Annotated in this window: 26 protein-coding genes; 17 read left to right on the top strand and 9 right to left on the bottom strand. The window is 49.1% G+C overall.

Translation table 11 applies throughout. From position 1 onward, the window contains the following. Window positions 1-154 precede the first annotated feature (154 nt). The 4 genes from radC to mutM all read left to right on the top strand — a co-directional run bounded on the left by radC (window position 155) and on the right by mutM (window position 2,429). Window positions 155-820 (top strand): RadC family protein, encoded by a 666-nt coding sequence (gene radC, locus OGY72_RS21985; RefSeq protein ID WP_126317223.1) that lies wholly within the window; start codon window positions 155-157, stop codon window positions 818-820. Between the two features lie 276 nt (window positions 821-1,096). After that, complete coding sequence (gene rpmB, locus OGY72_RS21980; RefSeq protein ID WP_003024071.1) at window positions 1,097-1,333, top strand: 50S ribosomal protein L28; 237 nt, start codon at window positions 1,097-1,099, stop codon at window positions 1,331-1,333. A gap of 20 nt (window positions 1,334-1,353) precedes the next feature. Beyond that, window positions 1,354-1,521: a 50S ribosomal protein L33 gene (gene rpmG / locus OGY72_RS21975; protein ID WP_003024094.1), complete on the top strand. Its 168-nt coding sequence runs from the start codon at window positions 1,354-1,356 to the stop codon at window positions 1,519-1,521. A gap of 98 nt (window positions 1,522-1,619) precedes the next feature. Then, on the top strand, window positions 1,620-2,429 hold the full coding sequence (mutM, locus tag OGY72_RS21970) for a bifunctional DNA-formamidopyrimidine glycosylase/DNA-(apurinic or apyrimidinic site) lyase (RefSeq protein WP_286549459.1): 810 nt from the start codon (window positions 1,620-1,622) through the stop codon (window positions 2,427-2,429). A gap of 38 nt (window positions 2,430-2,467) precedes the next feature. Here the strand turns inward: mutM and coaD are convergent, their stop codons facing one another. Both coaD and waaA read right to left on the bottom strand, forming a co-directional pair. Beyond that, a complete protein-coding gene (gene coaD / locus OGY72_RS21965) occupies window positions 2,468-2,947 on the bottom strand; it encodes a pantetheine-phosphate adenylyltransferase (protein WP_003024099.1) in 480 nt (159 codons plus the stop codon). A gap of 8 nt (window positions 2,948-2,955) precedes the next feature. Then, window positions 2,956-4,233, bottom strand: coding sequence for a lipid IV(A) 3-deoxy-D-manno-octulosonic acid transferase (gene waaA / locus OGY72_RS21960; RefSeq protein ID WP_286549457.1), 1,278 nt, complete (start codon window positions 4,231-4,233; stop codon window positions 2,956-2,958). Window positions 4,234-4,641: 408 nt separating this feature from the next. Between waaA and rfaQ the strand changes: the two genes are divergently transcribed. The 6 genes from rfaQ to OGY72_RS21930 all read left to right on the top strand — a co-directional run bounded on the left by rfaQ (window position 4,642) and on the right by OGY72_RS21930 (window position 11,342). Next, window positions 4,642-5,709: a lipopolysaccharide core heptosyltransferase RfaQ gene (gene rfaQ / locus OGY72_RS21955; RefSeq protein ID WP_286549456.1), complete on the top strand. Its 1,068-nt coding sequence runs from the start codon at window positions 4,642-4,644 to the stop codon at window positions 5,707-5,709. Continuing rightward, on the top strand, window positions 5,706-6,830 hold the full coding sequence (locus OGY72_RS21950) for a glycosyltransferase family 4 protein (RefSeq protein ID WP_126317225.1): 1,125 nt from the start codon (window positions 5,706-5,708) through the stop codon (window positions 6,828-6,830). The genes rfaQ and OGY72_RS21950 overlap by 4 nt, the downstream gene beginning before the upstream one ends. Further along, window positions 6,823-7,623, top strand: coding sequence for a lipopolysaccharide core heptose(I) kinase RfaP (gene rfaP / locus OGY72_RS21945; RefSeq protein ID WP_148361320.1), 801 nt, complete (start codon window positions 6,823-6,825; stop codon window positions 7,621-7,623). Before OGY72_RS21950 ends, rfaP begins: the two co-directional genes overlap by 8 nt. Before the next feature lie 121 nt (window positions 7,624-7,744). Continuing rightward, window positions 7,745-9,130: an O-antigen ligase family protein gene (locus OGY72_RS21940; RefSeq protein WP_267441245.1), complete on the top strand. Its 1,386-nt coding sequence runs from the start codon at window positions 7,745-7,747 to the stop codon at window positions 9,128-9,130. Next, window positions 9,127-10,164, top strand: a complete 1,038-nt coding sequence (locus tag OGY72_RS21935; protein ID WP_003827303.1) for a glycosyltransferase family 9 protein — start codon at window positions 9,127-9,129, stop codon at window positions 10,162-10,164. Before OGY72_RS21940 ends, OGY72_RS21935 begins: the two co-directional genes overlap by 4 nt. A 71-nt stretch (window positions 10,165-10,235) precedes the next feature. After that, on the top strand, window positions 10,236-11,342 hold the full coding sequence (locus OGY72_RS21930; RefSeq protein ID WP_057066870.1) for a glycosyltransferase family 9 protein: 1,107 nt from the start codon (window positions 10,236-10,238) through the stop codon (window positions 11,340-11,342). Between the two features lie 60 nt (window positions 11,343-11,402). On the opposite strand, the gene rfaC is transcribed toward OGY72_RS21930, so the two are convergent. The 3 genes from rfaC to rfaD are packed head-to-tail and all read right to left on the bottom strand — an operon-like array spanning window position 11,403 to window position 14,350. Beyond that, window positions 11,403-12,365, bottom strand: a complete 963-nt coding sequence (gene rfaC, locus OGY72_RS21925) for a lipopolysaccharide heptosyltransferase RfaC (protein ID WP_063941156.1) — start codon at window positions 12,363-12,365, stop codon at window positions 11,403-11,405. Between the two features lie 3 nt (window positions 12,366-12,368). Continuing rightward, window positions 12,369-13,415: an ADP-heptose--LPS heptosyltransferase RfaF gene (gene rfaF / locus OGY72_RS21920; protein WP_279275371.1), complete on the bottom strand. Its 1,047-nt coding sequence runs from the start codon at window positions 13,413-13,415 to the stop codon at window positions 12,369-12,371. Window positions 13,416-13,417: 2 nt separating this feature from the next. After that, on the bottom strand, window positions 13,418-14,350 hold the full coding sequence (gene rfaD / locus OGY72_RS21915) for an ADP-glyceromanno-heptose 6-epimerase (RefSeq protein ID WP_003827312.1): 933 nt from the start codon (window positions 14,348-14,350) through the stop codon (window positions 13,418-13,420). 214 nt (window positions 14,351-14,564) lie between these two features. Between rfaD and kbl the strand changes: the two genes are divergently transcribed. Together kbl and tdh are read left to right on the top strand one after the other, a co-directional pair. Then, entirely contained in the window at window positions 14,565-15,761 is a 1,197-nt protein-coding gene (gene kbl / locus OGY72_RS21910) for a glycine C-acetyltransferase (protein ID WP_003827313.1), read from the top strand. A gap of 9 nt (window positions 15,762-15,770) precedes the next feature. Continuing rightward, window positions 15,771-16,796, top strand: a complete 1,026-nt coding sequence (gene tdh / locus OGY72_RS21905; protein WP_003024132.1) for an L-threonine 3-dehydrogenase — start codon at window positions 15,771-15,773, stop codon at window positions 16,794-16,796. Window positions 16,797-16,848: 52 nt separating this feature from the next. Here the strand turns inward: tdh and OGY72_RS21900 are convergent, their stop codons facing one another. Beyond that, window positions 16,849-17,535 (bottom strand): lipopolysaccharide core heptose(II) kinase RfaY, encoded by a 687-nt coding sequence (locus OGY72_RS21900; protein ID WP_003827317.1) that lies wholly within the window; start codon window positions 17,533-17,535, stop codon window positions 16,849-16,851. A gap of 484 nt (window positions 17,536-18,019) precedes the next feature. Here OGY72_RS21900 and OGY72_RS21895 point away from each other — a divergent pair, with 484 nt between their 5' ends. Further along, complete coding sequence (locus OGY72_RS21895; protein WP_003827319.1) at window positions 18,020-19,054, top strand: glycosyltransferase; 1,035 nt, start codon at window positions 18,020-18,022, stop codon at window positions 19,052-19,054. Here OGY72_RS21895 and OGY72_RS21890 read toward each other — a convergent pair whose 3' ends face one another. The 3 genes from OGY72_RS21890 to gpmM are packed head-to-tail and all read right to left on the bottom strand — an operon-like array spanning window position 19,055 to window position 22,831. After that, entirely contained in the window at window positions 19,055-19,990 is a 936-nt protein-coding gene (locus tag OGY72_RS21890) for a divergent polysaccharide deacetylase family protein (RefSeq protein ID WP_003024138.1), read from the bottom strand. It abuts the gene before it with no gap. A 3-nt stretch (window positions 19,991-19,993) separates the two neighbouring features. Next, window positions 19,994-21,253, bottom strand: coding sequence for a murein hydrolase activator EnvC (gene envC / locus OGY72_RS21885; protein ID WP_231504629.1), 1,260 nt, complete (start codon window positions 21,251-21,253; stop codon window positions 19,994-19,996). Between the two features lie 33 nt (window positions 21,254-21,286). Continuing rightward, complete coding sequence (gene gpmM / locus OGY72_RS21880) at window positions 21,287-22,831, bottom strand: 2,3-bisphosphoglycerate-independent phosphoglycerate mutase (protein WP_003827325.1); 1,545 nt, start codon at window positions 22,829-22,831, stop codon at window positions 21,287-21,289. Between the two features lie 249 nt (window positions 22,832-23,080). Here gpmM and OGY72_RS21875 point away from each other — a divergent pair, with 249 nt between their 5' ends. Genes OGY72_RS21875 through gpsA form a run of 4 tightly spaced genes read left to right on the top strand, consistent with a single transcriptional unit; the run spans window position 23,081 to window position 25,349 of the window. Beyond that, a complete protein-coding gene (locus OGY72_RS21875; protein ID WP_003024148.1) occupies window positions 23,081-23,512 on the top strand; it encodes a rhodanese-like domain-containing protein in 432 nt (143 codons plus the stop codon). Window positions 23,513-23,564: 52 nt separating this feature from the next. Continuing rightward, window positions 23,565-23,816, top strand: coding sequence for a glutaredoxin 3 (grxC, locus tag OGY72_RS21870; protein WP_003024152.1), 252 nt, complete (start codon window positions 23,565-23,567; stop codon window positions 23,814-23,816). Window positions 23,817-23,862: 46 nt separating this feature from the next. Continuing rightward, window positions 23,863-24,330, top strand: a complete 468-nt coding sequence (gene secB, locus OGY72_RS21865) for a protein-export chaperone SecB (protein ID WP_003024155.1) — start codon at window positions 23,863-23,865, stop codon at window positions 24,328-24,330. After that, the gene (gene gpsA / locus OGY72_RS21860; RefSeq protein WP_008786462.1) at window positions 24,330-25,349 is read left to right on the top strand and encodes an NAD(P)H-dependent glycerol-3-phosphate dehydrogenase; all 1,020 of its coding nucleotides are present in this window, start codon (window positions 24,330-24,332) and stop codon (window positions 25,347-25,349) included. The genes secB and gpsA overlap by 1 nt, the downstream gene beginning before the upstream one ends. Window positions 25,350-25,425: the final 76 nt, after the last annotated feature.

Genomic DNA, 25,425 nt, shown 5'->3' with positions numbered 1-25,425 from the left:
GGTTTCACCAGAAGGCGGATATTTTATCACAATCCGCAATTTGTCGTGCTTTTGACCGTACTCCACTTTGCGAGGCGCTACGAAGAAGTGAAAACAGCACGTCGATTCACCGTCGGTGTTATGCCACTATGCGGACGCGAGAGGAGGGAGAAGCATGGAAAATACAGGAAGTATGATGCCCCGGGAAAAGCTGTTGGCGCAGGGGGCCAGTTCTCTGACCGATGTTGAGCTTTTGGCTCTTTTTTTACGTACCGGCATGCAGGGTAAAGATGTGCTTACGCTGGCGAAAGAGATGCTTCAGCATTTTGAGTCGCTGTATGGCCTGTTGTCTGCTGATTACATGGATTTTAGCTATGTTCAGGGAATCGGTATCGCGAAGTACGCACAGTTGAAGGGGATTGCGGAGCTGGCAAGACGCTACTACAAAGTGCGAGTGATAGAGGAGCGTGCTCTACTGAGTCCGGAAATGGCGCGAGAATTTCTGCAAAGCCAGCTTTCGCAAGAAGAACGCGAGATCTTTCTGGTGATCTTTATGGATTCTCAACATCACGTGATTAAACACAGCAAACTTTTTTCCGGGACACTAAGCCATGTTGAGGTGCATCCGAGAGAAATTGTCCGGGAAGCGATAAAAATGAATGCTTCTGCCGTGATCCTTGCGCATAATCACCCTTCGGGGTGTGCAGAGCCGAGTAAAGCAGATAAACTCATCACCGAGCGTGTTGTGAAATGCTGTCAGTTCATGGATATCCGGGTGCTTGATCATCTGGTCATTGGGCGCGGAGAGTACGTTTCTTTTGCGGAACGCGGTTGGATTTAACGCACTTTACGCGATCCATCGGGATCTTTGTCTGTTCGGGACTTGAGCACATCGCTGACTCAGCGTATACTACGCCACCTTTGAGAATCTCGGGTTTGGCATTTGGGCCTGGCAATCGAGAGTTCGCAAATACGCAAAATCATTCTTGTTGCGTCCAATGACGAGGCAACATTGAAAGATTAAGTGTATTGAACTGCGATAACCGGGCTGAGAAGCCTGACGAGGCGCCAATACCCCATACGAAGCTCGAGCTAATTTGATTTTTGGAGAATAGACATGTCCCGAGTCTGCCAAGTTACTGGCAAGCGTCCGGTGACCGGTAACAACCGTTCCCACGCACTGAACGCGACTAAACGCCGTTTCCTGCCTAACCTGCACTCTCACCGTTTTTGGGTTGAGAGCGAGAAGCGTTTTGTCACCCTGCGTGTATCTGCTAAAGGTATGCGTGTTATTGATAAGAAAGGCATCGAAACAGTTCTGTCTGAACTGCGTGCCCGTGGCGAAAAGTACTAAGTACTAAGAGGAAATAAATCATGGCTAAAGGTATTCGTGAGAAAATCAAGCTTGTTTCTTCTGCTGGTACTGGTCACTTCTATACCACTACGAAGAACAAACGTACTAAGCCGGAAAAACTGGAACTGAAAAAGTTCGATCCAGTTGTTCGTCAGCACGTTTTATACAAAGAAGCGAAAATCAAATAATTTTCGTTTTGATGTAAAGAAAAACCCTGCCTCGGCGGGGTTTTTTGTTTTCTGGCCGTCCCCATATTAATGAGACCTGACATACCGCCGGAGATACTATGCCTGAATTACCTGAAGTCGAAACCAGCCGTCGTGGTATTGAGCCGCATCTGGTGGGGGCAACGATTATGCACGCGACGGTGCGTAACGGTCATTTGCGTTGGCCAGTATCTGAGGAAATCTATCGTCTGAGTGATCAACCTGTCCTCAGCGTACAGCGGCGAGCGAAATACCTGCTGCTAGAACTGGCGGATGGCTGGATAATCATTCATCTGGGGATGTCGGGTAGCTTGCGTATCCTTTCTGAAGAGCTTCCGGCAGACAAGCACGACCACGTTGACTTAGTGATGAGCAACGGCAAAGTTCTGCGCTATACCGATCCCCGTCGCTTTGGCGCCTGGCTGTGGACTAAAGAACTGGATGGACATAATGTCCTCGCCCATCTTGGCCCTGAGCCGCTGAGCGACGATTTCAACGCCAATTATCTACAGCAGAAATGTGCAAAGAAGAAAACGGCGATTAAACCCTGGTTGATGGATAACAAGCTGGTGGTGGGTGTGGGTAATATCTACGCCAGCGAGTCGCTATTTGCGGCTGGGATTCATCCTGACCGTCTTGCGTCATCGCTGTCGAAAGATGAGTGTGAATTGCTGGTACGCGTTATCAAGGCGGTGTTGCTGCGTTCTATCGAGCAGGGCGGGACGACGCTGAAGGACTTTCTGCAAAGTGACGGTAAGCCTGGCTATTTTGCCCAGGAGCTGCAGGTCTATGGGAGAGAAGGTGAACCGTGTCGTGCATGCGGCGCACCGATTGTTGCGACAAAACACGCCCAGCGTACAACGTTCTATTGCCGTCGCTGTCAGAAATAGTGTCATTGCTGGCCGGATGCTGCATCCGGCCAGGTGCATTACTTCAGTTTACTCATTAACGCCTGATGGACGTTTTCCGGCAAAAAGTGTGTCACGTCACCCTGGTGGCGGGCAACTTCTTTCACCAGTGACGATGAGATAAAAGACCACTCTTTAGATGGCATCAGAAAAACGCTTTCCAGTTGCGGCATAAGGTGGCGGTTCATATGGGCCAGCTGCATTTCATATTCAAAATCGGCTACCGCGCGCAGGCCACGGATCAGAATGTTCGCCTGATTATCACGGGCAAAGTTTGCCATCAGATCGCTGAATCCCAGCACTTCCACATTGCCAAGATGCGCCGTTGCCTGTTGTGCCAGCTCAACGCGCTCTTCCAGAGTAAACATCGGCTTTTTACTGGGGCTTGCGGCAATCGCCAGAATTACGTGATCAAACATGCTTGTAGCACGCGTCACGATATCAAGGTGGCCGTTAGTAATAGGATCAAAGGTTCCTGGATAAATCGCCCGTTTTTGCATGACTTGCCTCAATGCGTTTTGGGTGGCAGGTAAGGTTCCAGCAGTTGCAGCAGACGCTGTAGCGCGCCCTGATTTTGATACAGAACTTCAACTGCGTGACGGCCATAAAAATTACGATAATCTGCATCGGTCAGTAAGGAAGAGACCTCTTTCACCAGCGTAGTTGCGTCGGTGACGGTGATCAATCCGCTTGCCTGTTCGAGACGGGCGCAAATATCTTTAAAATTAAACGTATGTGGTCCCATCAACACCGGAATAGCATGCGCTGCCGCTTCCAGCGGGTTGTGTCCACCACGTTCAACCAGTGAACCGCCGACAAAAGCAAGGTCGGCAATGCCATACAGCAACATCAGTTCACCCATGGTATCGCCGATCACAACCTGAGTACCTGATGATGGAACTTCACCCGAAGAACGAGTGGTATAGCTTAGTCCAGCCTGGCGTACAAGGTTAATGGCATCCGGGAACCGTTCTGGATGTCTGGGAACCAGAATCAATAAAAGATTCGGGAACTGATTTAATAACGCCTGATGAGCGGCAATGATGATGCTTTCTTCACCGTCGTGGGTGCTGGTTGCAATCCATACCGGGCGGTGAGGCGCCCATTGGCGACGTAATGTCACCGCTTTTGCGGCCAGTTGCGGTGTGACGGATATATCAAACTTCAGGCTGCCAGTAACGGTGACTTGATTGCTTCTGGCGCCAAGCGTAATAAAACGTGCGCTATCTTCTTCGTTTTGTGCGGCAATCAACGTAATTCGACGCAGTAGTCTGCCAACAAATTTACCTAATTTCGCATAACCAGCGGCTGAACGAGCAGAAAGCCGTGCGTTGGCAATGACCAGAGGAATGTGGCGCTTATGGAGTGCCGCGATCAGATTTGGCCACAGCTCGGTTTCCATAATTAACACCAGTTTGGGGTCAACTTTATTCAGAAAACGGTTCAGGGCATCCGGTAAATCGTAAGGCAGATAAATATGCTGAACGTCAGTGCCAAAAGCAGATTGTACCCGCTCGGAACCGGTTGGCGTCATGGTGGTGACCGTGATCGGCAAGTCGGGATAACGGTGGCGCAGAGCGCGGACTAATGGGATTGCAGCCAGCGTTTCGCCCACAGAAACCGAATGAAGCATGATGCCGCCGGGTTTTAGCGGGCGGCGATAAAAGCCGTAGCGTTCGCCCCAGCGTTTACGGTAGGCCGGAGCCTTACGTCCGCGCACCCAAAGCCGTATCCAGATCAAAGGCTGAATAAGGTAGAGCAATGTGGTGTAAAGCAACTCAAGCATGGGCGTTAGCTGGCTAATGGATGTGCTGTGGATTCTATGTATTTACCCGGTGCTTTGCTATTACTTTTGCCATTCAGGGACCAATTAGACGCTAAAGTGGTCAATCTGACGTGTGATAGACCATTAAGTTACATTCTGGCGTAACTCTTTGAAATTAAAGTCAGGGGCTAGAGAGGATAACAAAATTGGTTTTAAAGTTGACATTAATCTGCGCTAATGAATTGATTGGAAAGACGAAAAGAAAAATGTGCTTAACTTTTATTCGTATCGGATTGCCACTAAAGAAGTGGTACACTAGCGCGCAAAATTTTAGTGCGATATCAGTAATCAGGCAACTGTTGAGCTTGGGGCGGTAGCGTGCTTTTTTTTGCTTAACGGTATCGGACACTCTCAACAAAAGAGCCGCTTGTGGAAAAGTTATTCAGAAATATCCTGGTCATTAAAATGCGTTTTCATGGCGATATGCTGCTGACAACCCCCGTCATCAGTACATTAAAACGTAACTATCCTGATGCCAAAATCGATGTGCTCCTTTACGAAGACACAAAGCCGATTTTATCTGAAAATCCGGAAATTAATGCGCTATATGGAATCAGTAAGAAAAACGCCACGACAAAAAAGAAAATCGCTAATTTCATTTCATTAATAAAAAAATTACGCCAAAACCAATATGATTTAGTAATCAACTTGACCGATCAGTGGCTGGTTGCACTATTGGTCCGCTTTTTGTCCGCTGATACAAAACTTTCTCCTGATTTCTCGCACCGTCAGAAGCCTTTCTGGCAGAAGAGCTTTACGCATCTTGTGCCGATTACTGGCGACCATATCGTCGAGCGTAACCTGTCGATTCTGAATCCACTTGGGCTTAAAACACTCAAGCACGAACTGTCCATGCACTACGCTCCTTCCCATTGGAAAAATATCCATGAACAGCTAAAACAGCTCAACGTAGGTGAGCGCTATGTAGTTATTCAGCCAACCGCTCGTCAGATCTTTAAATGTTGGGATAACGAGAAATTTTGTGAGGTTATTGATGCCTTACAGGAACAAGGTTATCCGGTTGTGCTGACCTCTGGACCTGGGAAGGAAGACCAGGAATGTATCCATGATATTGCTGAGGGATGTAAATTATCTCCCGTCACCGCGCTTGCGGGTAAAACGACGTTTCCTGAATTGGCTGCTCTCATTGATCATGCGGCGTTGTTTATCGGTGTTGACTCCGCGCCTATGCATATTTCCGCAGCGGTGAAGACCCCTATCATTTGTTTGTTTGGCGCGACGGATCATATCGCATGGCGGCCATGGGCGGAAAATGTCACGCTACTATGGGCTGGAAACTATCAGCCAGTACCGCCAAGAGAGCAGCTGGACCGCAGTTATAAATATCCGTCAGTGATCCCTGCGGAAGATGTTATTAACGCCGCCTGGCAAGTGCTCAATGGCGACGCGCCAGAAATTGAGGTGAATGCACAATGATTGTTGCCCTCTGTCTGTACAAATATTTTCCCTATGGTGGGCTACAGCGTGACTTTATGCGTATCGCTAAAACGATCGCGGCGCGCGGGCATCATGTCCGAGTCTATACACGGGCCTGGCAAGGGGAGCGCCCGGCGGAATTTGAGTGCGTTGATGTCCCGGTTACCGCACATTCCAACCATGGACGAGATAAACAGTATCAGACGTGGGTTCAGCAGCATTTAACTCAGTACCCGGCAGACCGTGTCCTGGGTTTTAATAAAATGCCGGGGCTGGATTATTACTACGCAGCGGATGTGTGTTATGCGGCGAAGGTAGCGAAAGAAAAGGGGTTCTTGTATCGCTTAACGGCGCGATACCGTCACTACGCAGCCTTTGAGCAAGCTGTGTTTAAACCAGGGATGAAGACAAAGTTGCTGATGCTGACTACAAAACAAATCCTTGATTTTAAAATGTATTACCATACGGAAGACGAGCGCTTTCAGCTTCTTCCGCCCGGCATCTATCCCGATAGAAAATACAGTAGCCAGGCCCCCGGTAGCCGTGAACGCTACCGTGAAGCCATCGGCATCACTCCGGATCACTTCTTATTGTTGCAGGTTGGTTCTGATTTTTCACGAAAAGGGGTCGGCCGCTCAATTGCCGCTGTTGCCGCACTGCCTGAGGGTATCCGTCGTCAAACCCAGCTCTTTGTTGTTGGTCAGGATAAACCTCGCGCATTCGCTGCACAGGCAGAAAGAATGGGTGTGAAAGAGAACGTCCATTTCTTTGCTGGGCGTGATGATGTTGCACATCTGATGGCGGCTGCGGACGTGTTATTACATCCGGCGAAGCAGGAAGCTGCGGGAATTGTACTGGTTGAAGCTATCGCGGCGGGTTTGCCTGTGCTCGTGACGGAGGTCTGCGGTTACGCACCTCACGTAGCGGCGGCAGGATGCGGTGTTGTATTGAGTGAACCTTTTGAGCAACATGCGCTTGATGACGATTTGCATAAGGTCCTGGCGGATAGTTCTCTTCGTGAAAAGTGGGCGAAAAATGCGCGGCATTATGCGGATACGCAGGATCTTTATAGTTTGCCAGAACATGTAGCGGATATTATTACAGGTGAATTGCATGGTTGAGTTAAATGAACCCTTTGCCACATTGTGGAAGGGAAAAGACCCATTCATCGAGGTTAGAAAGCTTCAGGGTGAGGTCTTTCGGGAACTAGAAACCCGTCGCACACTTCGTTTTAGCGTTGCTGATAAGAGCTATTTTTTGAAGTGGCACCGAGGTACCACTTATAAAGAAGTCATTAAAAATCTACTGTCACTTCGTATGCCGGTACTGGGTGCCGACCGTGAGTGGAATGCCATACACCGTTTAGCCTCCTTAGGCGTTGATACGATGCATGGCGTTGCATTTGGCGAAACGGGTTGGAATCCGGTAAAGAAAACCTCTTTTATCATTACCGAAGATTTAACGCCAACTATTAGCCTGGAAGATTATTGTGCGAATTGGAGTGTTGAACCCCCGCATCCGCACGTAAAAAGAATGCTGATTCAACGCGTAGCCGATATGGTTCGCGCGATGCATCTTGGCGGTGTTAACCATCGTGATTGTTATATTTGCCATTTCTTACTTCATCTTCCATTTGATGATAAAAATGAAGATAGTCTAAAAATTTCGGTGATCGATCTGCATCGGGCACAAATTAGAAATAAAGTGCCATTACGTTGGCGTAATAAGGATCTTACTGGACTTTATTTTTCATCCGATAATATTGGATTGACGACTCGAGATTATTATAGATTTTTAAAGGTATATTTCAACCGTAACCTGAAAGATATTATTAAGAATGAGGGTGTGTTCATTGAACAGGTTGAAGGAAAAGCCAGAGCCATTCGCGAAAGAACAATTCGAAAATCATTGTGATTTTAACTGTAAAAATATGTTGTAAATGGAATTTGTATTTCATGGAATGAATTCATACTATGTCTCTTCTTGCATTTTTTATTTATAAATATGTGTCGGGTTTTGTTTCAATAGGGTTTATATGAATTCAAATACACAAATGCAAGCCTCGTGTAAAGGTATTGCAGTTTATTTGTTGTTAATTTCATTTTGTGTTCTATGTTTTGTTTGGCCTATACAGAATTCTATCTTGCCAGCCAATAGGAATTTCTCCATATATTTAAGTGCAGCTCTAACTTTATACTTTTGCGTTTGTAGAAAATATGTATCTATTGAGCTTAGTCAACTGGCGAAATATGCTATAGCTTTAATTCTTATTTTTCTCGTATTTACACTGGTCAATGGATTATTTGTTGCAGTTGATGTGGGGAAAATGCTGCGCAGCTGGCAGGGACAGTACCTGCGTGCGGGGCTATTATTCTTTGTTGGACTCTTTTTGTATCCAATCTGTAAGTATCATTTTAAAAACGTAACGGCCAATAAGGTATTGTCTTTAGTTGTTCTGTGTTCGCTAGGGGTAATATTTATTCACCTGCTGCAGAATATCTATTTTTATATCAAGACAGGAACGATACTTTGGGGTGAGACGTGGATTGTGCCAACTCGTACCGAGATGAGCTTCCAGATAAACATGGTTTCGGGAATTTTACTGGCAGAACTTGCCTGTCGACTGTTCCTGGGTCGTAAGTATCTAATTTTCAGCAACAAATTGATGGCTGCCTTTATTTTGCTGTGCTTCATCTGTTCAGCATTAGCGAAGACCCGCTGGGGCACTATTGGTCTGATTGGCAGTACGATTTCTATCTGCGTATTTATTGCCTTAAAAGCGATTAGCCGAAAGAACTTGCTGAAGCTCTGTCTGGCTGCACTGGTCGTTACGATAGTAGTAGGCATTATAGGCTACACTTCCTGGCATCAGGACTCCCGCTGGAAAAGCCTAAGCATGGATATGGTTGCTGGCTGGGATCTGGGTATGCACAGTCGTTGCTATAACGGTTTTGATGGCCCGTTGATGCAGGACAGCACTGGCCGCATAATGGATGACTCGAATAGTTGCCGGGCATCGTTTTTCCGTCAGGGGAACGAACTGATCGCTGAATATCCGTTTGGTGCGGGTCCGCGAAAAGATGCATTCTTAGTGCTTCTGCAGGAAAAATATCACGACCCTATTATTCAGCAATCTAACAGCCATTACGGGTTGATTGATGTCGCGCTTCAGAACGGTGTCCTTGGGCTTATCAACTGGGTGGCATTCGTCATGTTGATGATCCTTATTGGCTGGCGTGCATTCTCTCGTGATTTAATAATTCCGGGTCTGTACTTGTCTCTTTTCACGGTGAGCTTCTTGTTCCGTAGTGGTGTAGATAACATGATGCGTGATCACTACCTTGAGCAAAACCTTGCGTTATCAGGTTTAATGCTGGGTCTGATCTTTACGAGTAATAAAATATCACGGGCTAAAAAATGAAAGTTTTAATTATTCGTAGAGATAACATTGGCGACTTGATACTGACAACGCCGCTGATCTCGACTATTGCAAAAGACATGAATTGTAAAGTTGATTTGTTGGTTAACACCTACAATCAATCGATTATCGAAAATAATCCTCATGTAGGTAAAGTTTTCTTATACAGCAAGCTGCACCACCGTTCTAAAGGCACATCTAGCCTTAAGGTATTGTTTCAGCGCCTGAAGACGATTATCGATCTGCGTCGTGCTAAATATGATGTCGCGATTATTGCCAAAGAGCATTGGGATAAACGACCTTTACAGTGGGCAAAATTAGCGGGTGCTAAAAGAATTATCGCTATTGGTAATGACTGCCCGGACATTGTCACCGATGCTATTCCTGAAACTCAGGAGCAGCTTCATCTGGTCAATTTATTGAATAGATTAACGGGACCGCTAGGCTGTACTTCTAAACCAGGTCCGCTGGAGCTGTATGTCACACCACAAGAACTGGCTGATATAAAAGCAAAGATAGAATTTCCACAGGACAATTTACCTGTTTATGGGTTGCAGATAAGTTCCCGAAGAGAAGAACAACAATGGCAAAAAGAAAAGTTTGTTGAGCTTGCTCATAAACTTGCAGCCATACAGGCGTGCCATATTATGTTATTCTGGTCTCCAGGAAAATCAGATAATAAATTACATCCCGGTGATGATGATAAGGCTGATTTTATCAGCGCGCAATGTGCCGATCTGCCGATTATTCCAGTAAGAACGAATAGCGTTCGTGAGCTGATGGCCGGTATGTCACTATGCGATCAGATTGTGACCAGCGACGGCGGTGCCTTGCATATTGCTGCTGGGGTGCGTAAACCAGTGGTGGCGCTGTTCGGCAACAAGGCTGCATGGCTATGGACGCCATGGGGTGTGCCGTACGAAATGCTGCAAGGAAAAGATTATGATGCTCGCAATATTAGCGTCGATGATGTATTTACGCGGTTTGTAAGTCTGCAGGAGCAAGTGCGTAAAAATACGGCAATGGATGAAGCATAAGTTTACTTATTGCTATAGATAAGTTGATATATTGATCTCTATCTGGCGATAGATTAAATAGGTTTTATTTAATGATTAGAGCATTGAGAAAAAAAATTCAGCTATTACTGGTTAATCTTTTTTTAATGATATACACCCGTAAGAAAGATTTTTCTTTTAGTCAGCAAGAATTTGAAAATCAGGATAAAAATCAGCTGAAGAATATCCTGATTTATTCTTCAACGGCGCTGGGTGATTTCATGATGAACTCTCCAGCAATTCATGCGCTCCGCCAGACATATCCTTCTGCGACAATCACCCTGATTTGCCACAAAAAGATGTATGACTTTCTCAAAGGGGGGAGTGACTGGGACGATCTTATCTCATGGGATAATAAACTCACTACCCTCCCGGCATTGGTTAAAGAGATCAAGAAACGTGGAACGCCAGACCTGACGGTAATTCTTCACTCACATACACCTTATGATTTCCTTAGCGCCATTATTGCTGGCACAAAGTATGTTTTTGTGGATAACGATAAGCAGGACATCCCACTCGTAAGTAAATGGGCAACCAACAGAATCAGTAAATTCGTTGGGCATACTATTCAGCGAAAGCTGGAGCTTATCATGCCGTTGCTGAATGAAAAGCCAGACAACAGTATGCACCTGCCGTTTCCTGTCGAACGTACGGTGAGCGAGGAAGATTCAAAGCTGCGCTGGATTGGTTTTCAAATGGGAGCATCATCCTTTAAGAAATGCTGGCCTGTTGAGCGATTTGTCACTTTCGCAAACCAACTTTTTGCTCATGATGATGTGCGTGTCGTCCTGATTGGTGCGCCGAATGAAGTGCCTCTGCAGGACGAATTTTTGCAAAAGCTGGATAGCCGCTTTCATGACCGCGTGAAGCCACTTATCGGTAAAACGACGCTTAAAGGGCTTATTCAGGAAGTGAAGAATATGGACCTGCTGGTAACATCTGATACAGGACCTATGCACCTTGCCGTGGCAATGCGGGTACCGACGGTGAGTATGTATGTGATCACCTCACCTTATCTTTATGGCCCCTATCAGGACCCTCAATTGCACAAGGTGGTTTACAAAGCCTATACGACGCTGGATGAAATTAAGTATCGTTCAGCGCTAGAGAAGGTGAGTTGCGAAGAGATCATGGCGCATGTAAAACCATTCCTACAGTAAGCTTACCGATGCTCTGCATGTTCTGATAAGCGTGCAGAGCCCCCGTCCCGAGTCGGGGGGTTATACGTCGGACGGTAGGTGTGTTAGTACTTGCTGAGCGGTGAGTAACGACAGTTTTCCTTCCGGAGCAATGCACGTTAACTGATTCTTACCGTAGCCACCAATGAGCCCTGGGTCGGTGGGACCATACAGCGTAACGTTTGGGCGATTGAGCGCGGCGGTCAGATGACTAAGGCCTGTATCAACCGAAACTACAAATTCAGCACCGGCGAGGATACGCGCAATTTCCTCAAGACTCATCCTTGGCAATACATCGACATTATCAAATCCTTTCGCAATTCTTCTTGCTCTTTCCTCTTCATGCGCTGCTCCCCAGGGAAGTTTAATGCGAATCCCTGTCTTCGGTATCAGCGTAATAAGGTCCCGCCAGTGTGCTTCTGTCCAATGTTTATCATCTCGCGTGGTCGCATGTAAAAATACAGCGTAGGGCTGCGAATTGGACGTTTGCTGTTTTACAAAATGCTGCGCAATCGCGTAATCACCCTGCGACTGCGGTTTAACATATCCCAAGCTTTTGGCGAACAATTCACGCGTACGTTCTACCGCGTGCTGCTGTTTGGCTATGTGATGTTTGCGATTATAAAACAGACTTGCCAGCGGTTCGCGGGCTGTGCTCCAGTCCATACCATGCTTGATGCCACGTGCCAGACGTGTCACCAACGCCGCGCTTTTAACCAAACCCTGTGCATCGATTATCGCGTCATACTGCTGTAAACGCACCGCATCACGAAACGCTTTACGCTCGGCTTTAATCGGCGCTGAAAACCAGGCTTTACGCCAGCGACGGATCGCCACTGGAATAACCCGGTCAACGGCTGAATGCCAGGAGGGGATTTGAGCGAACCCTTCTTCCACCACCCAATCAAATTGAATACCCGGAATAGCCTGCTGAGCATCGGTTAATGCGGGCAACGTATGCAGTACATCGCCCATAGACGACGTTTTAACGATCAGAACCCGCATCCGTCAGGCTTCCTCTTGTAACAACAGATCGTTGAGTTCTTCCAGTACGCGCTGGGGTGTAATGTCAATCAGGCTCTGATGATAGCCTTCTGCCGCATCGCCCTTACGCACTTTGTGATAACCCGTAATCAGGCGAATGACACGCGCCTTGTGGGAAAGCGGAGGCGTAAAATCCGGGCTGCTTGGACCATACAATGCGACCAGTGGACGGTTCAGCGCCGCGGCCACGTGCATTAATCCAGAGTCGTTGGTGACCACCGCTTTGCAGGCTGCGAGAAGGATGACGGCCTGCTCCAGCTGTGTTTCGCCCGCCAGATTACGGCACCATGCCTGCTGTTCAACGCTCAGCGTCGCCAGGATCTCATTGCCGGCTTCATGGTCTTTTGCTGAGCCAAACAGCACAATCTGATGGCCTTCATCGATCAGCTGCTTTGCCAGTTCTGCATAGTGGTAATGTGGCCAGCGTTTCGCCGGACCAAATTCCGCGCCAGGGCAAAAGCCGATGATGGGGCGTTCGGCAGAGAGGGAAAACTGACTACAGGTCAGTGATTTCTCGCCTTCGCTGACCTGCAACTGCGGCCATAGCAGAGGCTGCGGCAAATCTTTGGCCGTCAGCATCACGCCTTTATCATAAGCCAGAGCCACATAGCGCTCGACCATCAGTGGCCATGCGTCTTTATCAAGTACGCGCGCATCGTTTAGCAGACCGTAGCGCATCTCGCCACGCCAACCTGTACGATGGGGAATACCCGCAAAGAACGGCACCAGAGCGGATTTAAACGAGTTAGGCAGCACATAAGCGCGGTCATAGCGCTTCTCACGCAGACTGTGGCCGAGTTTACGGCGCTCGCCGATCTCCAGCGCGCCGTGCCCCAACGGCATGGCGATAGCTTCGTTGACTTCTGGCATGCGCGACAATAACGGACGGCACCATGCAGGTGCCATCACGTCGATTATCGCCTGGGGATAGCGCGCCTTGAGCGTGCGATAGAGACTTTGCGACATCATCATGTCGCCCACCCAAGACGGGCCAACCACCAAAATTTTCATACTTACGCGTCGCGGTTCAGCCAGGCCATATATTCCGTGACGCCTTCGGCGACGGTTTTAAACGGCTTGTCATAGCCCGCTGCGCGCAGGTTCGTCAGATCTGCCTGGGTAAATGCCTGGTAGCGGCCTTTCAGTTTTTCCGGGAATGGAATGTACTCAATGCTGCCTTTTTTGTGGTACGCCAGCGTAGCATCGGCAACGGCCTGGAAAGATTCCGCACGACCTGTACCGAGGTTAAAGATGCCGGAAACCCCGTTTTCCAGGAACCACAGGTTTACCGCAGCTACGTCGCCTACGTAAACGAAATCACGTTTGAAGTTTTCACTGCCTTCGAACAGTTTTGGTGTTTCGCCATTGTTAAGCTGGGTGTTGAGGTGGAAAGCAACGCTTGCCATGCTGCCTTTGTGGCCTTCACGCGGTCCGTAGACGTTGAAATAGCGGAAGCCAACAATCTGAGAATTGGCTTCTGGCAGGATCTGACGCACGTACTCGTCGAACAGGAATTTTGAGTAGCCGTAGACGTTCAGCGGTTTCTCATATTCACGAGATTCGATGAAATCAGAAGTGCGACCGCCGTAGGTGGCGGCAGAGGATGCGTACAGGAATGGGATTTCGCGCTCCAGGCAGTAGTGCAGTAGCTCTTTGGAGTATTGATAGTTGTTATCCATCATATACTTGCCGTCCCACTCGGTGGTTGAAGAGCATGCGCCTTCGTGGAAAATCGCTTCGATATCGCCGAAATCTTCCCCGGCCATAATCTGGATCAGGAAGTCTTCCTTGTCCATGTAGTCAGCAATATTCAGATCCACCAGGTTAACAAACTTGGTGCCGTCTTTCAGGTTGTCCACCACCAGAATGTCGGTGATACCTTTATCATTCAGAGACTTAACGATGTTGCTGCCGATAAAGCCCGCGCCGCCGGTAACGATGATCATAAATGTAACCTTTGAATTATGGAGTCAGAGACAATCTCAGACACGAATACTTCTATCATATCACTACATGGCTTAGGCTTCAGCCATTCACCGATAAGCCGTGCGGGTACACGTGATTTATGCTTCATTTTGAAGAAGTGATGATGCGTCATCTCGTATCAACGTATAGCTTTGGGTAATATGTGCTGAAATTTGCCCAGTCTGGAGAATTGAAATGCGTGGGGATTTTTACAAACAGTTAACGAACGATCTCGAAACCGCACGTGCGGAAGGATTGTTTAAAGAAGAACGCATTATTACATCTGCCCAGCAGGCGGATATTACCGTGGCGGATGGAAGCCACGTTATTAACTTTTGTGCGAACAACTATCTGGGGTTGGCTAACCATCCGGAACTGATTGCAGCGGCAAAAGCGGGTATGGATTCTCACGGATTTGGTATGGCTTCGGTTCGCTTTATTTGCGGTACCCAGGACAGCCATAAGCAACTGGAGCAAAAACTGGCGGCATTCCTCGGAATGGAAGATGCCATCCTTTACTCTTCCTGCTTCGACGCCAACGGCGGCCTGTTTGAAACGCTGCTGGGCGCAGAAGACGCAATTATTTCCGATGCCCTGAACCACGCTTCTATCATTGATGGCGTGCGTCTGTGTAAAGCAAAACGTTTCCGTTACGCCAACAACGATATGGTGGAACTGGAAGCTCGCCTGAAAGAAGCGCGTGAAGCAGGCGCTCGCCATATCCTGATCGCCACTGATGGCGTGTTCTCTATGGATGGTGTGATCGCTAATCTGAAAGGCGTTTGCGATCTGGCGGATAAATACGACGCGCTGGTCATGGTTGATGATTCCCATGCCGTCGGTTTTGTCGGCGAAAATGGTCGTGGCTCCCATGAATACTGTGACGTGATGGGTCGCGTGGACATCATCACCGGTACGCTGGGTAAAGCACTCGGCGGCGCATCCGGTGGTTACACCGCAGCGCGCAAAGAAGTTGTTGAGTGGCTGCGTCAGCGTTCCCGTCCTTATTTGTTCTCCAACTCACTGGCACCGGCGATTGTTGCGGCTTCCATTAAAGTGCTGGAAATGGTTGAAGCTGGCAGCGACCTGCGCGATCGTCTGTGGGCGAATGCACGTCAGTTCCGTGAGCAAATGTCTGCCGCAGGCTTTACGTTAGCCGGTGCGGATCACGCGATCATCCCGGTCATGCTGGGTGATGCAGTAGTGGCGCAGGCGTTCGCCCGCGAGCTGCAAAAAGAGGGGATTTACGTTACCGGATTCTTCTATCCGGTGGTTCCAAAAGGCCAGGCGCGTATCCGTACCCAGATGTCTGCGGCGCATACCCCTGAGCAGATTACGCGTGCTGTTGAGGCGTTCACACGCATTGGTAAACAACTGGGCGTTATTGCCTGAGGATGTGAAATGAAAGCGTTATCCAAACTGAAAGCGGAAGAGGGCATTTGGATGACCGACGTTCCTGAACCGGAAGTCGGTCATAACGATTTGCTGATTAAAATCCGTAAAACAGCCATCTGCGGGACTGACGTTCACATTTATAACTGGGATGAATGGTCGCAAAAAACCATCCCGGTACCGATGGTCGTTGGGCATGAATATGTCGGCGAAGTTGTTGGCATCGGTCAGGAAGTTAAAGGCTTTAAAATCGGCGATCGCGTTTCAGGCGAAGGTCATATCACCTGCGGGCATTGCCGTAACTGCCGCGGTGGACGTACTCACCTGTGCCGCAATACGACCGGTGTCGGTGTAAACCGCCCTGGCTGCTTTGCGGAGTACCTGGTGATCCCGGCATTTAACGCATTTAAAATCCCGGACAATATCTCCGACGACTTGGCGTCTATCTTCGATCCGTTCGGTAATGCAGTGCACACGGCGCTGTCGTTCGATCTGGTTGGGGAAGATGTGCTGGTTTCCGGTGCGGGTCCAATCGGTATTATGGCGGCGGCGGTCGCGAAGCATGTTGGCGCACGCCACGTGGTGATCACCGACGTTAATGAGTATCGCCTTGAGCTGGCACGCAAAATGGGTATCACACGCGCGGTCAACGTGTCGAAAGAGAATCTGACCGACGTGATGGCTGAACTGGGTATGACCGAAGGGTTTGATGTGGGCCTGGAGATGTCCGGGGCGCCGCCAGCGTTTCGCGCCATGCTGGACACCATGAACCACGGTGGCCGTATTGCTATGCTGGGTATTCCGCCATCTGATATGTCCATCGACTGGACCAAAGTTATCTTTAAGGGGCTGTTTATTAAAGGTATCTACGGTCGTGAGATGTTTGAAACCTGGTACAAAATGGCTGCACTGATCCAGTCTGGACTGGATTTGTCGCCGATCATCACCCATCGATTCTCCATCGATGAATTCCAGCAGGGCTTTGACGCGATGCGTTCAGGCCAGTCAGGGAAAGTGATCCTGAGCTGGGATTAGTATTAAGCCGGTAAGAATGAATAGCCAGATATGATTAATATCTGGCTATTTTTTACTTGCCGCGAATTTTTCGTGAAAGTCGGCGAAGCTTTTCTTTCAATAAAATCAGGTTATAAACGAAGCCATGACCCTGAATATCGATATTGTATTTATTCCGGAGCGTGAGGATATCGTTCGCCTGGCATATTTTCATAATGCCTTTGCATGAAAGATCGATAACTTTAAGTTCACCAGATGGCGTTCTAATAAAATTTCCAGGGTGAATATCATTCGATGCAAGACCTGCATTGTGAAGTTTAATAATACAGTTTTTCACCTCTTCGGCATTACTTTCGTTGATTTCGGCAAGGGGTTTTCCATCAATGTATTCATGCACGGTTGACACTTCAACACATTGACGAAAGTGACATTTTTCGGCAACGTAGTACAGATCTGCAGTACAGGCGCGTTGCTCTGGAGTTAAGCGTGCCAGTCGTTTAATCATATGTGAATAAAAGGGCCCGGAAATAAAGTTTAGCGCTTTTTTTTCAAAGCGATTGTCTATTTCACGATCGTTCTTGACAATAAACTTTTTATTTTCATATTCGACAAGATGGACGCTGCGAAAACCATTTTCAGCATTCAGTTGTTTCCCTTTTATTTCATTATTTGATATTTTTTTCATCAACAAAGGGAAATTAATTTTTTCTTTCTTGAAATAAACATTAAAGTCATTTAATTCAACCTTACTAATGTTCATTAAATTCGCCTTCGTATATTAATCTGTTGTGGATAGTCATGCTCTGTATTATACAAAATTGTATCGACGGTGGTTAGTTAATACATGCTTTTATGTAAAAGACACATAAACAACAGTGTTATGCTCTATCTAATTGAAAGTAATTGATTAATTGCTTTACGTTATGAAAATTTCATGACTTAAAGCATCAATGTAGCAAGAGTGCTTTGGTCATCATTACATTTGCACTGTTCATTTTGTGATAGAGATCAAGTTAGTATAACAAAATCCTTTGTCATACACAGGTAACAACTAAGTTGGCTATTCGTGCTGTTTTTTGTTTCTCGGACGTGTAAGTAAATAGGTTATCAATCTAGCTAATATAAATTTATAGGAATGCTGGCCTATTTCTCTGGAAATTGTACCTCTTGTTAAGCCTTAATAATATCTTAATAATTGGGTGATAGAGTAACGACAATCCCATAGATTAGATGATTACCCTACGATGCAAAGTAAATATAAATTAAGCGTTATTATCCCGTTATATAATGCCGGTAGTTACTTTCGTGACTGTATGGAGTCGTTAATTGCTCAGACCTGGAAAGATCTTGAAATCATTATTGTAAATGATGGTTCTACGGACTGCTCAGTCGATATTGCGCAATACTATGCAGAAAAATATCCCCATGTTCGGCTGCTGCATCAGGCCAACCAGGGTGTCTCTGTCGCGCGAAACCTTGGCCTGGATGTCGCTGTGGGGGATTACATCGCATTCGTTGATGCCGATGATGAAGTCTATCCGGAGATGTATGAGACATTGATGGGAATGGCCTTGCAGGACAACCTTGACGTTGTACAAAGCAACGCAGACTGGAGTTCGCGGGAAACATCCCGAGTCTGGGTATCCATTCCAACAGATCGTCTGCGTTCTACCGGTATTCTCTCCGGCCCAGACTGGTTGCGTATGGGGCTTGCTTCGCGCCGCTGGACGCATGTTCTCTGGATGGGGGTATATAGAAATGACCTCATTAAAGAACACAATATAAGATTTATCCCTGGGTTACATCATCAGGATGTCATGTGGAGTACGGTGTTTATGTTTAATGCCACTCGTGCGAAATATACGGAAAAACCATTATATAAATACTACCAACACGATGGCTCAATTAGCCACATGAAGCGGCAGGGTGAAGCGAATTTAAACTATCAACGGCACTATATAAAGATCACTCGCCTGCTGGACGAACTTAATCATAGCTACGCTAACCGCATCACTATCTATCCTGAGTTTAAGCAACAAGTGATTTATGAGGGACTGCGAGTATGTCATTGTATTCGTAAAGAACCCGATCCACAGATCCGCCAGCGCATGATTGCTGAAGTATTTGTATCGGGTATGTTCAAGCGTATGGTGAGTAATATCTGCAGCGTAAAGCTGGGTTATCAGGTGCTGTTGTGGGCTATCCGTTTTAGCCAGTGGCGCGATAAATCATTGACGCCGCGCCGCCTGGCCCATTTAACGCTGGATAGTAAAGACTGATTATTGCCAGCCCTGCCACTGCAAGCGCATATACTGCACCAGCGTGCTTTGGGTGATGCTTTCGCCGAGCACGCTGAAGAAGCGGCTGGCGTACACCGGCTCTAACGGCTGTTTCGGTTTGCATAATTTCACGCCCCGGAAAGGATTACGCGGTGCATCAGGCGTACCGTTCTTCGGTGGCGTGAGGTTTGGTCTGGAGGTATCCACCTGTGGTTCATTGAGCAAGCTGCTTGGACGAACCAGCGTGATGTCGGCTGGCAGGCTATACAGCATCTGCTGCAGAACGCGAACCGTAGACGGGTGAGGGTGGCCAATGGCGATTGCGGAACCGTTGCGGCGCGCAAGCTCGACGGCACGATTAAACTGACGGCGAATATCGGCTTCGTTTTGCGTGTCATCCAGGAAGACTTTGCGTTTGATGACCTTCACACCGGTACCTGACGCTGCGCGCATTGCCTGGCTGTTACCGATGGTCATGCTGTCCAGGAAGTAGAGGTCGTAGCGTTCCAGCGCCTGCATCACCTTCTGCATGCCGAAAAGACTGGAGGTCATCGCGCTGCCCATATGGTTGTTCAGACCGACCGCATTCGGTACTTTGCTTACCGCGTCGCGAATGATCCTCTCAATCTCTTCGCTGCTCATTTCAGGGCGTAACGTGTCTTTCTCTAACGGCTGCTTGCTCAGCGGTGCCATTGGCAGATGGATTAAGACTTCATGCCCGCTGTTATGCGCTTTGATTGCCATTTCACGCGCATGTGGGGCGTTAGGCAGAACGGCAACGGAGATGGTAGAAGGCATCGCCAGTACCTGGTTTTCAGTGTGTGGGCGATAGCCGAAATCATCAATGACGATGGCGAGTTTGCCAGCAAATACAGGTGTTGCGAAGGCCAGCAGACTGGCGAGAGAGAGTAGTAGACGACGAAATTGTTGTGGCAAAACTTATCTTCCCAACCACGGCTGTGGATTGACCGCCTGACCCTGGCGACGAATTTCGAAATAGAGTGCCGGCCTGCCCTGACCGCCGCTGCTACCCACAAGTGCTATAGGCTGCCCGGCGCGAACCTGCGTACCGACGCTGACCAGTGCGCTCTGGTTATAACCGTACAGGCTCATATCGCCTTTACCGTGTTCAACGACGACCACCAGGCCATAGCCCTGCAGCCAGTCCGCCAGAATGACGCGACCATCGGCAATGGCTTTAACTTCGGTGCCTTCGGATGCGCCAATAACCATCCCCTTCCAACGTAGCTCACCCTGCAGCTGTTCGCCATAACGATGTAGAGTTGGACCACGAACGGGCCAAAATGCCTGACCGCGTGGCGAACCCAAACCGCCGGTACGCGACATCAGTGATTTTTCACTTTCGGTCGGTTTATAGGTTGAGCCTTTTCGTGACGCATCCTGTTGCTTATCGCGTACTGCCTGCGCCTCGCGTGCTTCACGTTCCGCACGCGCTTTGGCTGCGGCTTCGGCGCGGGCAATGCTGTTGCGCAGACGGGATTCGTTGGCGCGCATTTCGCCCAGTTGCTGTTGACCCTGTTGAATCGATGATTCCAGACTCGAAAGCGTTTTCTGGCGTTCGTTACGTGCCTGTTCCAGCTTAGCCTGCTGAGCGCGCTGTTCGTACAGTAGCGTCTGCTGTTCGCTCTGCTTATCTTCCAGCTCGGCTTTTTGCGAGTCGACCTCTTCGCGGGTTTGTTTCAATTGCGCGATAGTTTCCTGTCGCGCCTGGTTCAGATAGCCGAAATAGGCCTGCAGGCGTTGCCCGCGCTGGCTTTCTTCACCGCTAAGAATGAGCTGAATGCCGGTGTGTTCGCCCTGGCGAAAAGCTGCGTCGAGTTGGGCTGCCAGGCTGCGTTCTTGTGCGGCCCGCTGTTTTTCCAGCTTCGCGAGTGCTGCGTTCATCTCTGCGATTTGTGCATTCAGCTGCGCCAGTGAGTTTTGCGTTTCGCGCAACTGCCTTGCGGCAACGGCGATGGCTTGTTCCTGAGCTTTAAGCTGAGCGAGGAGGGTGGCGCGTTGTTGTTGTTGTTGACGTACCGCGCGTTCTTTTGCCGCGATATCGGCCTGAATAGATTTGAGCTGGTCGCGTTCGTCCGCGTGGGCGGAAAAGGCGCACAGCAATACGCCAGCGCTAAGCGCGCTGGCGTAGAACAAGGGCCTGACTGAAAACTTACGCGGTTTCACGGCCCGAGTGATGGTATTAATCGCCTTTCCCCTCATGGGGAGGGATTATTCCACGATGAACAGCGGCTTACCAGTCATCTCTTGCGGGATTTCCATACCCATCAGCGTCAGCATCGTCGGGGCGATATCAGAAAGTTTGCCGCCTTCGACTGCTTTAACGTTCTTGCCACCGACATAAATCAGCGGAACGGGCAGGTTGGTGTGCGCAGTATGCGCCTGACCGGTGGACGGATCGCGCATTTGCTCTGCGTTACCGTGGTCTGCGGTGATCAGCAACTGACCCCCAACGGATTCAACCGCTTTCGCGACCTGTTCAACGCAGTGATCCAGCGCTTCAACCGCTTTAACCGCTGCTTCCATCACCCCGGTATGACCAACCATGTCGCCGTTCGGGTAGTTACAAATGATGGTGTCGTATTTTCCGCTCTCAATCGCCGCAACCAGTTTTTCGGTCAGCTCAGCAGAGCTCATCTCTGGCTGCAGATCGTAGGTCGCAACTTTCGGCGAGTTGATCAGGATGCGATCTTCGCCTTTGAACGGCTCTTCTACGCCGCCGTTGAAGAAGAAGGTCACGTGCGCATATTTTTCGGTTTCGGAAATACGCAGCTGCGTTTTGTCGTGCTTCGCCATCCACTCGCCAAGGGTGTTAGCCAGAGATGCTGGTGGGTAAGCAACCGCAGTTTTGATGTCGGCCGCGTATTCGGTCAGCATCACAAAGTTGAGGTTAACGACTTTCTTACGGGCGAAGCCGTCGAAATCAGCGTTAACAAACGCACGAGTGATTTCACGCGCACGGTCAGCACGGAAGTTCATGAAAATCAGCGTATCGCCGTCTTCCATGGCGGCTTCAGCCTGGCCTTCAGCACGGATCACGGTCGCTTTCACGAATTCATCGTTTTCGTCGCGGGCATAAGCAGCCTGCAGGCCTTCAACCGCCGTAGCGAACTGGAACTCGCCTTTGGCCAACGTCATCAGGTCATAAGCCTGTTCAACGCGATCCCAACGGTTGTCGCGGTCCATCGCGTAGTAACGACCGATGATGGACGCTACGCGGCCTTTGCCCAGCGCGGCAAATTTCTCTTCGAATTTTTGCAGTGAATGTTCAGCGCTGCGTGGCGGAGTATCACGGCCATCAAGGAAAGCGTGCAGATAGATTTTCTCAGCCCCGCGTTCAGCAGCCATTTCTACCATCGCCATGATGTGATCTTCGTGGCTGTGAACACCGCCCGCAGAGAGCAGACCCATGATGTGTACCGCTTTGCCGCTATTTTTTGCCTGGTCGACCGCATTGGTCAGCACCGGGTTAGCGAAGAAAGTACGCTCTTTAATTTCTACATCCAGACGGGTCAGGTCCTGATACACGATGCGGCCCGCGCCCAGGTTGACGTGACCGACTTCGGAGTTGCCCATCTGGCGATCGGGCAGGCCAACTTCCAGGCCAGACGCATCAATCAGGGTATGCGGACGTTTTGCCCACAGGGCATCCATTACCGGGGTTTTGGCATTAAAGATGGCGTTATCCTGGCTGTCTTCGCGATAGCCATAGCCATCCAGAATCACCAGTACCATAGGTTTTTTAGAAACCGACATTGCGACAACCTCACACTTAATAGATAAAAAATAATTGCGTAATTTTACTACAGCTGAATCGATAAAGTAGCCCCGGAAGATCAAATAATCGACCAGAGCGCGCCGCAGAGGGCGTGGTTTTAGGTTTTTTTTTCCGTAGCGCCCCGCAAAAATGCAATCCAATGCACGCTCTGGCTGTATTTGCGCCAACGCGCAGGTATACTCCTTTCCTGGTTTTTTTAATCACTGAGTCGGGAGTTGTTACCCCCCATGCAAGAAATTATGCAATTTGTTAGTCGCCACCCTGTATTGAGTATCGCCTGGATTGCGTTACTGGCGGCTGTATTATTTACCACGTTTAAGAGCCTGACTTCCAAAGTGAAGGTGATTACGCGCGGAGAAGCCACACGTCTCATCAATAAAGAAGACGCCGTTGTCGTGGATTTACGTCAGCGCGACGACTTCCGCAAAGGTCATATCGCTGGCTCCACTAACCTGCTGCCGAGCGAAATCAAAGCCAACAACTTTGGCGAACTGGAAAAACACAAAAACAAACCTGTTATTGTGGTTGATGGCTCAGGCATGCAGTGCCAGGATTCAGCAACTGCGCTGATCAAAGCCGGTTTTGAGCAGGTGTCTGTACTGAAAGATGGCGTAGCGGGCTGGAGTGGTGAGAATCTGCCACTGGTTCGCGGCAAGTAATTTACCCGTCTTCTTTCATGCCGCAGGGTAAAAAGAACACTGGAGATAAGTCATGGCCAATATTGAGATCTATACCAAAGCAACCTGCCCGTTTTGCCATCGCGCAAAGGCGCTGTTAAACAGCAAGGGTGTGAGTTTCCAGGAGCTTCCGATTGACGGTGATGCCGTGAAGCGTGAAGAGATGATCAAGCGCAGTGGCCGTACTACGGTTCCGCAGATTTTTATTGATGCACAGCACATTGGTGGTTGTGACGACTTGTATGCGTTGGATGCGCGTGGTGGACTGGATCCGCTGCTGCGTTAAGGCGTACCGAAGTATTTAAAGGACAACACTAAAGGGTTTTCTCAACATGTCAGAACAAAATAACACTGAAATGGCTTTCCAGATCCAACGTATTTATACCAAGGATGTGTCTTTCGAAGCGCCAAATGCACCGCATGTTTTCCAGAAAGATTGGCAGCCAGAGGTTAAACTGGATCTTGATACCGCATCTACCCAACTGGCAGATGACGTGTATGAAGTAGTGCTGCGTGTCACCGTAACGGCTTCCCTGGGTGAAGAAACTGCGTTCCTGTGCGAAGTTCAGCAGGGCGGTATTTTCTCCATCAGTGGTATCGAAGGGACTCAAATGGCGCATTGCCTGGGCGCATACTGCCCGAACATTCTGTTCCCGTATGCCCGCGAATGCATCACCAGCCTGGTTTCACGCGGTACGTTCCCGCAACTGAACCTTGCGCCGGTCAACTTTGATGCGCTGTTCATGAACTATTTACAGCAGCAGGCTGGCGAAGGTACTGAAGAACATCAGGATGCCTGATGAACCAAAGTAATGCTTCAATGACTGTGATTGGTGCCGGCTCGTACGGCACCGCTCTTGCCATCACCCTGGCAAGAAATGGCCATCAGGTTGTCCTGTGGGGCCATGATCCTAAACATATCGCGACTCTCGAGCACGATCGCTGCAACGTCGCGTTCCTTCCTGATGTGCCTTTTCCCGACACGCTGCGCCTGGAAAGTGATTTAGCCACAGCGCTGGCCGCCAGTCGTAATATTCTGGTGGTGGTGCCGAGCCACGTCTTTGGCGAAGTGCTGCGTAACATCAAACCATTGATGCGTCCTGACGCGCGACTGGTCTGGGCGACAAAAGGTCTGGAAGCGGAAACAGGGCGTCTGCTGCAGGACGTCGCGCGTGAAGCGCTGGGGGACTCAATTCCACTGGCGGTTATTTCCGGCCCGACGTTCGCCAAAGAGCTGGCTGCGGGCATGCCGACGGCGATTTCTCTGGCCTCGACGGACGACACCTTTGCTGACGATCTCCAGCAGTTGCTGCACTGCGGCAAAAGCTTCCGCGTATACAGCAACCCGGATTTCATTGGCGTACAGCTTGGCGGTGCGGTGAAAAACGTCATTGCCATTGGCGCAGGGATGTCTGACGGCATCGGTTTCGGCGCGAATGCACGAACCGCATTGATCACCCGTGGGCTGACCGAAATGTCTCGTCTTGGTGCGGCGCTGGGGGCCGATCCTGCCACCTTTATGGGGATGGCGGGTTTAGGCGATCTGGTGCTGACCTGTACCGACAACCAGTCGCGCAACCGTCGTTTTGGCATGATGCTCGGCCAGGGGATGGACGTGCAGGGTGCGCAGGACAAAATTGGCCAAGTGGTTGAAGGCTATCGCAATACGAAAGAAGTTCGTGAATTGGCGCACCGTTTTGGTGTTGAGATGCCAATAACCGAGGAAATTTATCAAGTATTGTATTGCGGAAAAAACGCGCGCGAGGCAGCATTGACGTTATTAGGCCGTGCACGCAAGGACGAGCTGAGTCGCCACTAGCTGTAAGGAACTGTTGAATATAACGACCCGATCCGCGAAGAACGGATCGGTCGTTTTGCTACCTTCTGGAGTACGC

It is taken from the genome of Citrobacter sp. Cpo221, assembly GCF_030332345.1.
In the GTDB taxonomy this organism is placed as follows: Bacteria; Pseudomonadota; Gammaproteobacteria; order Enterobacterales; family Enterobacteriaceae; genus Citrobacter; species Citrobacter portucalensis.
The sequence above is the reverse complement of the archived record's forward strand: the minus strand, read 5'-3'. Positions and strand labels throughout refer to the sequence as shown.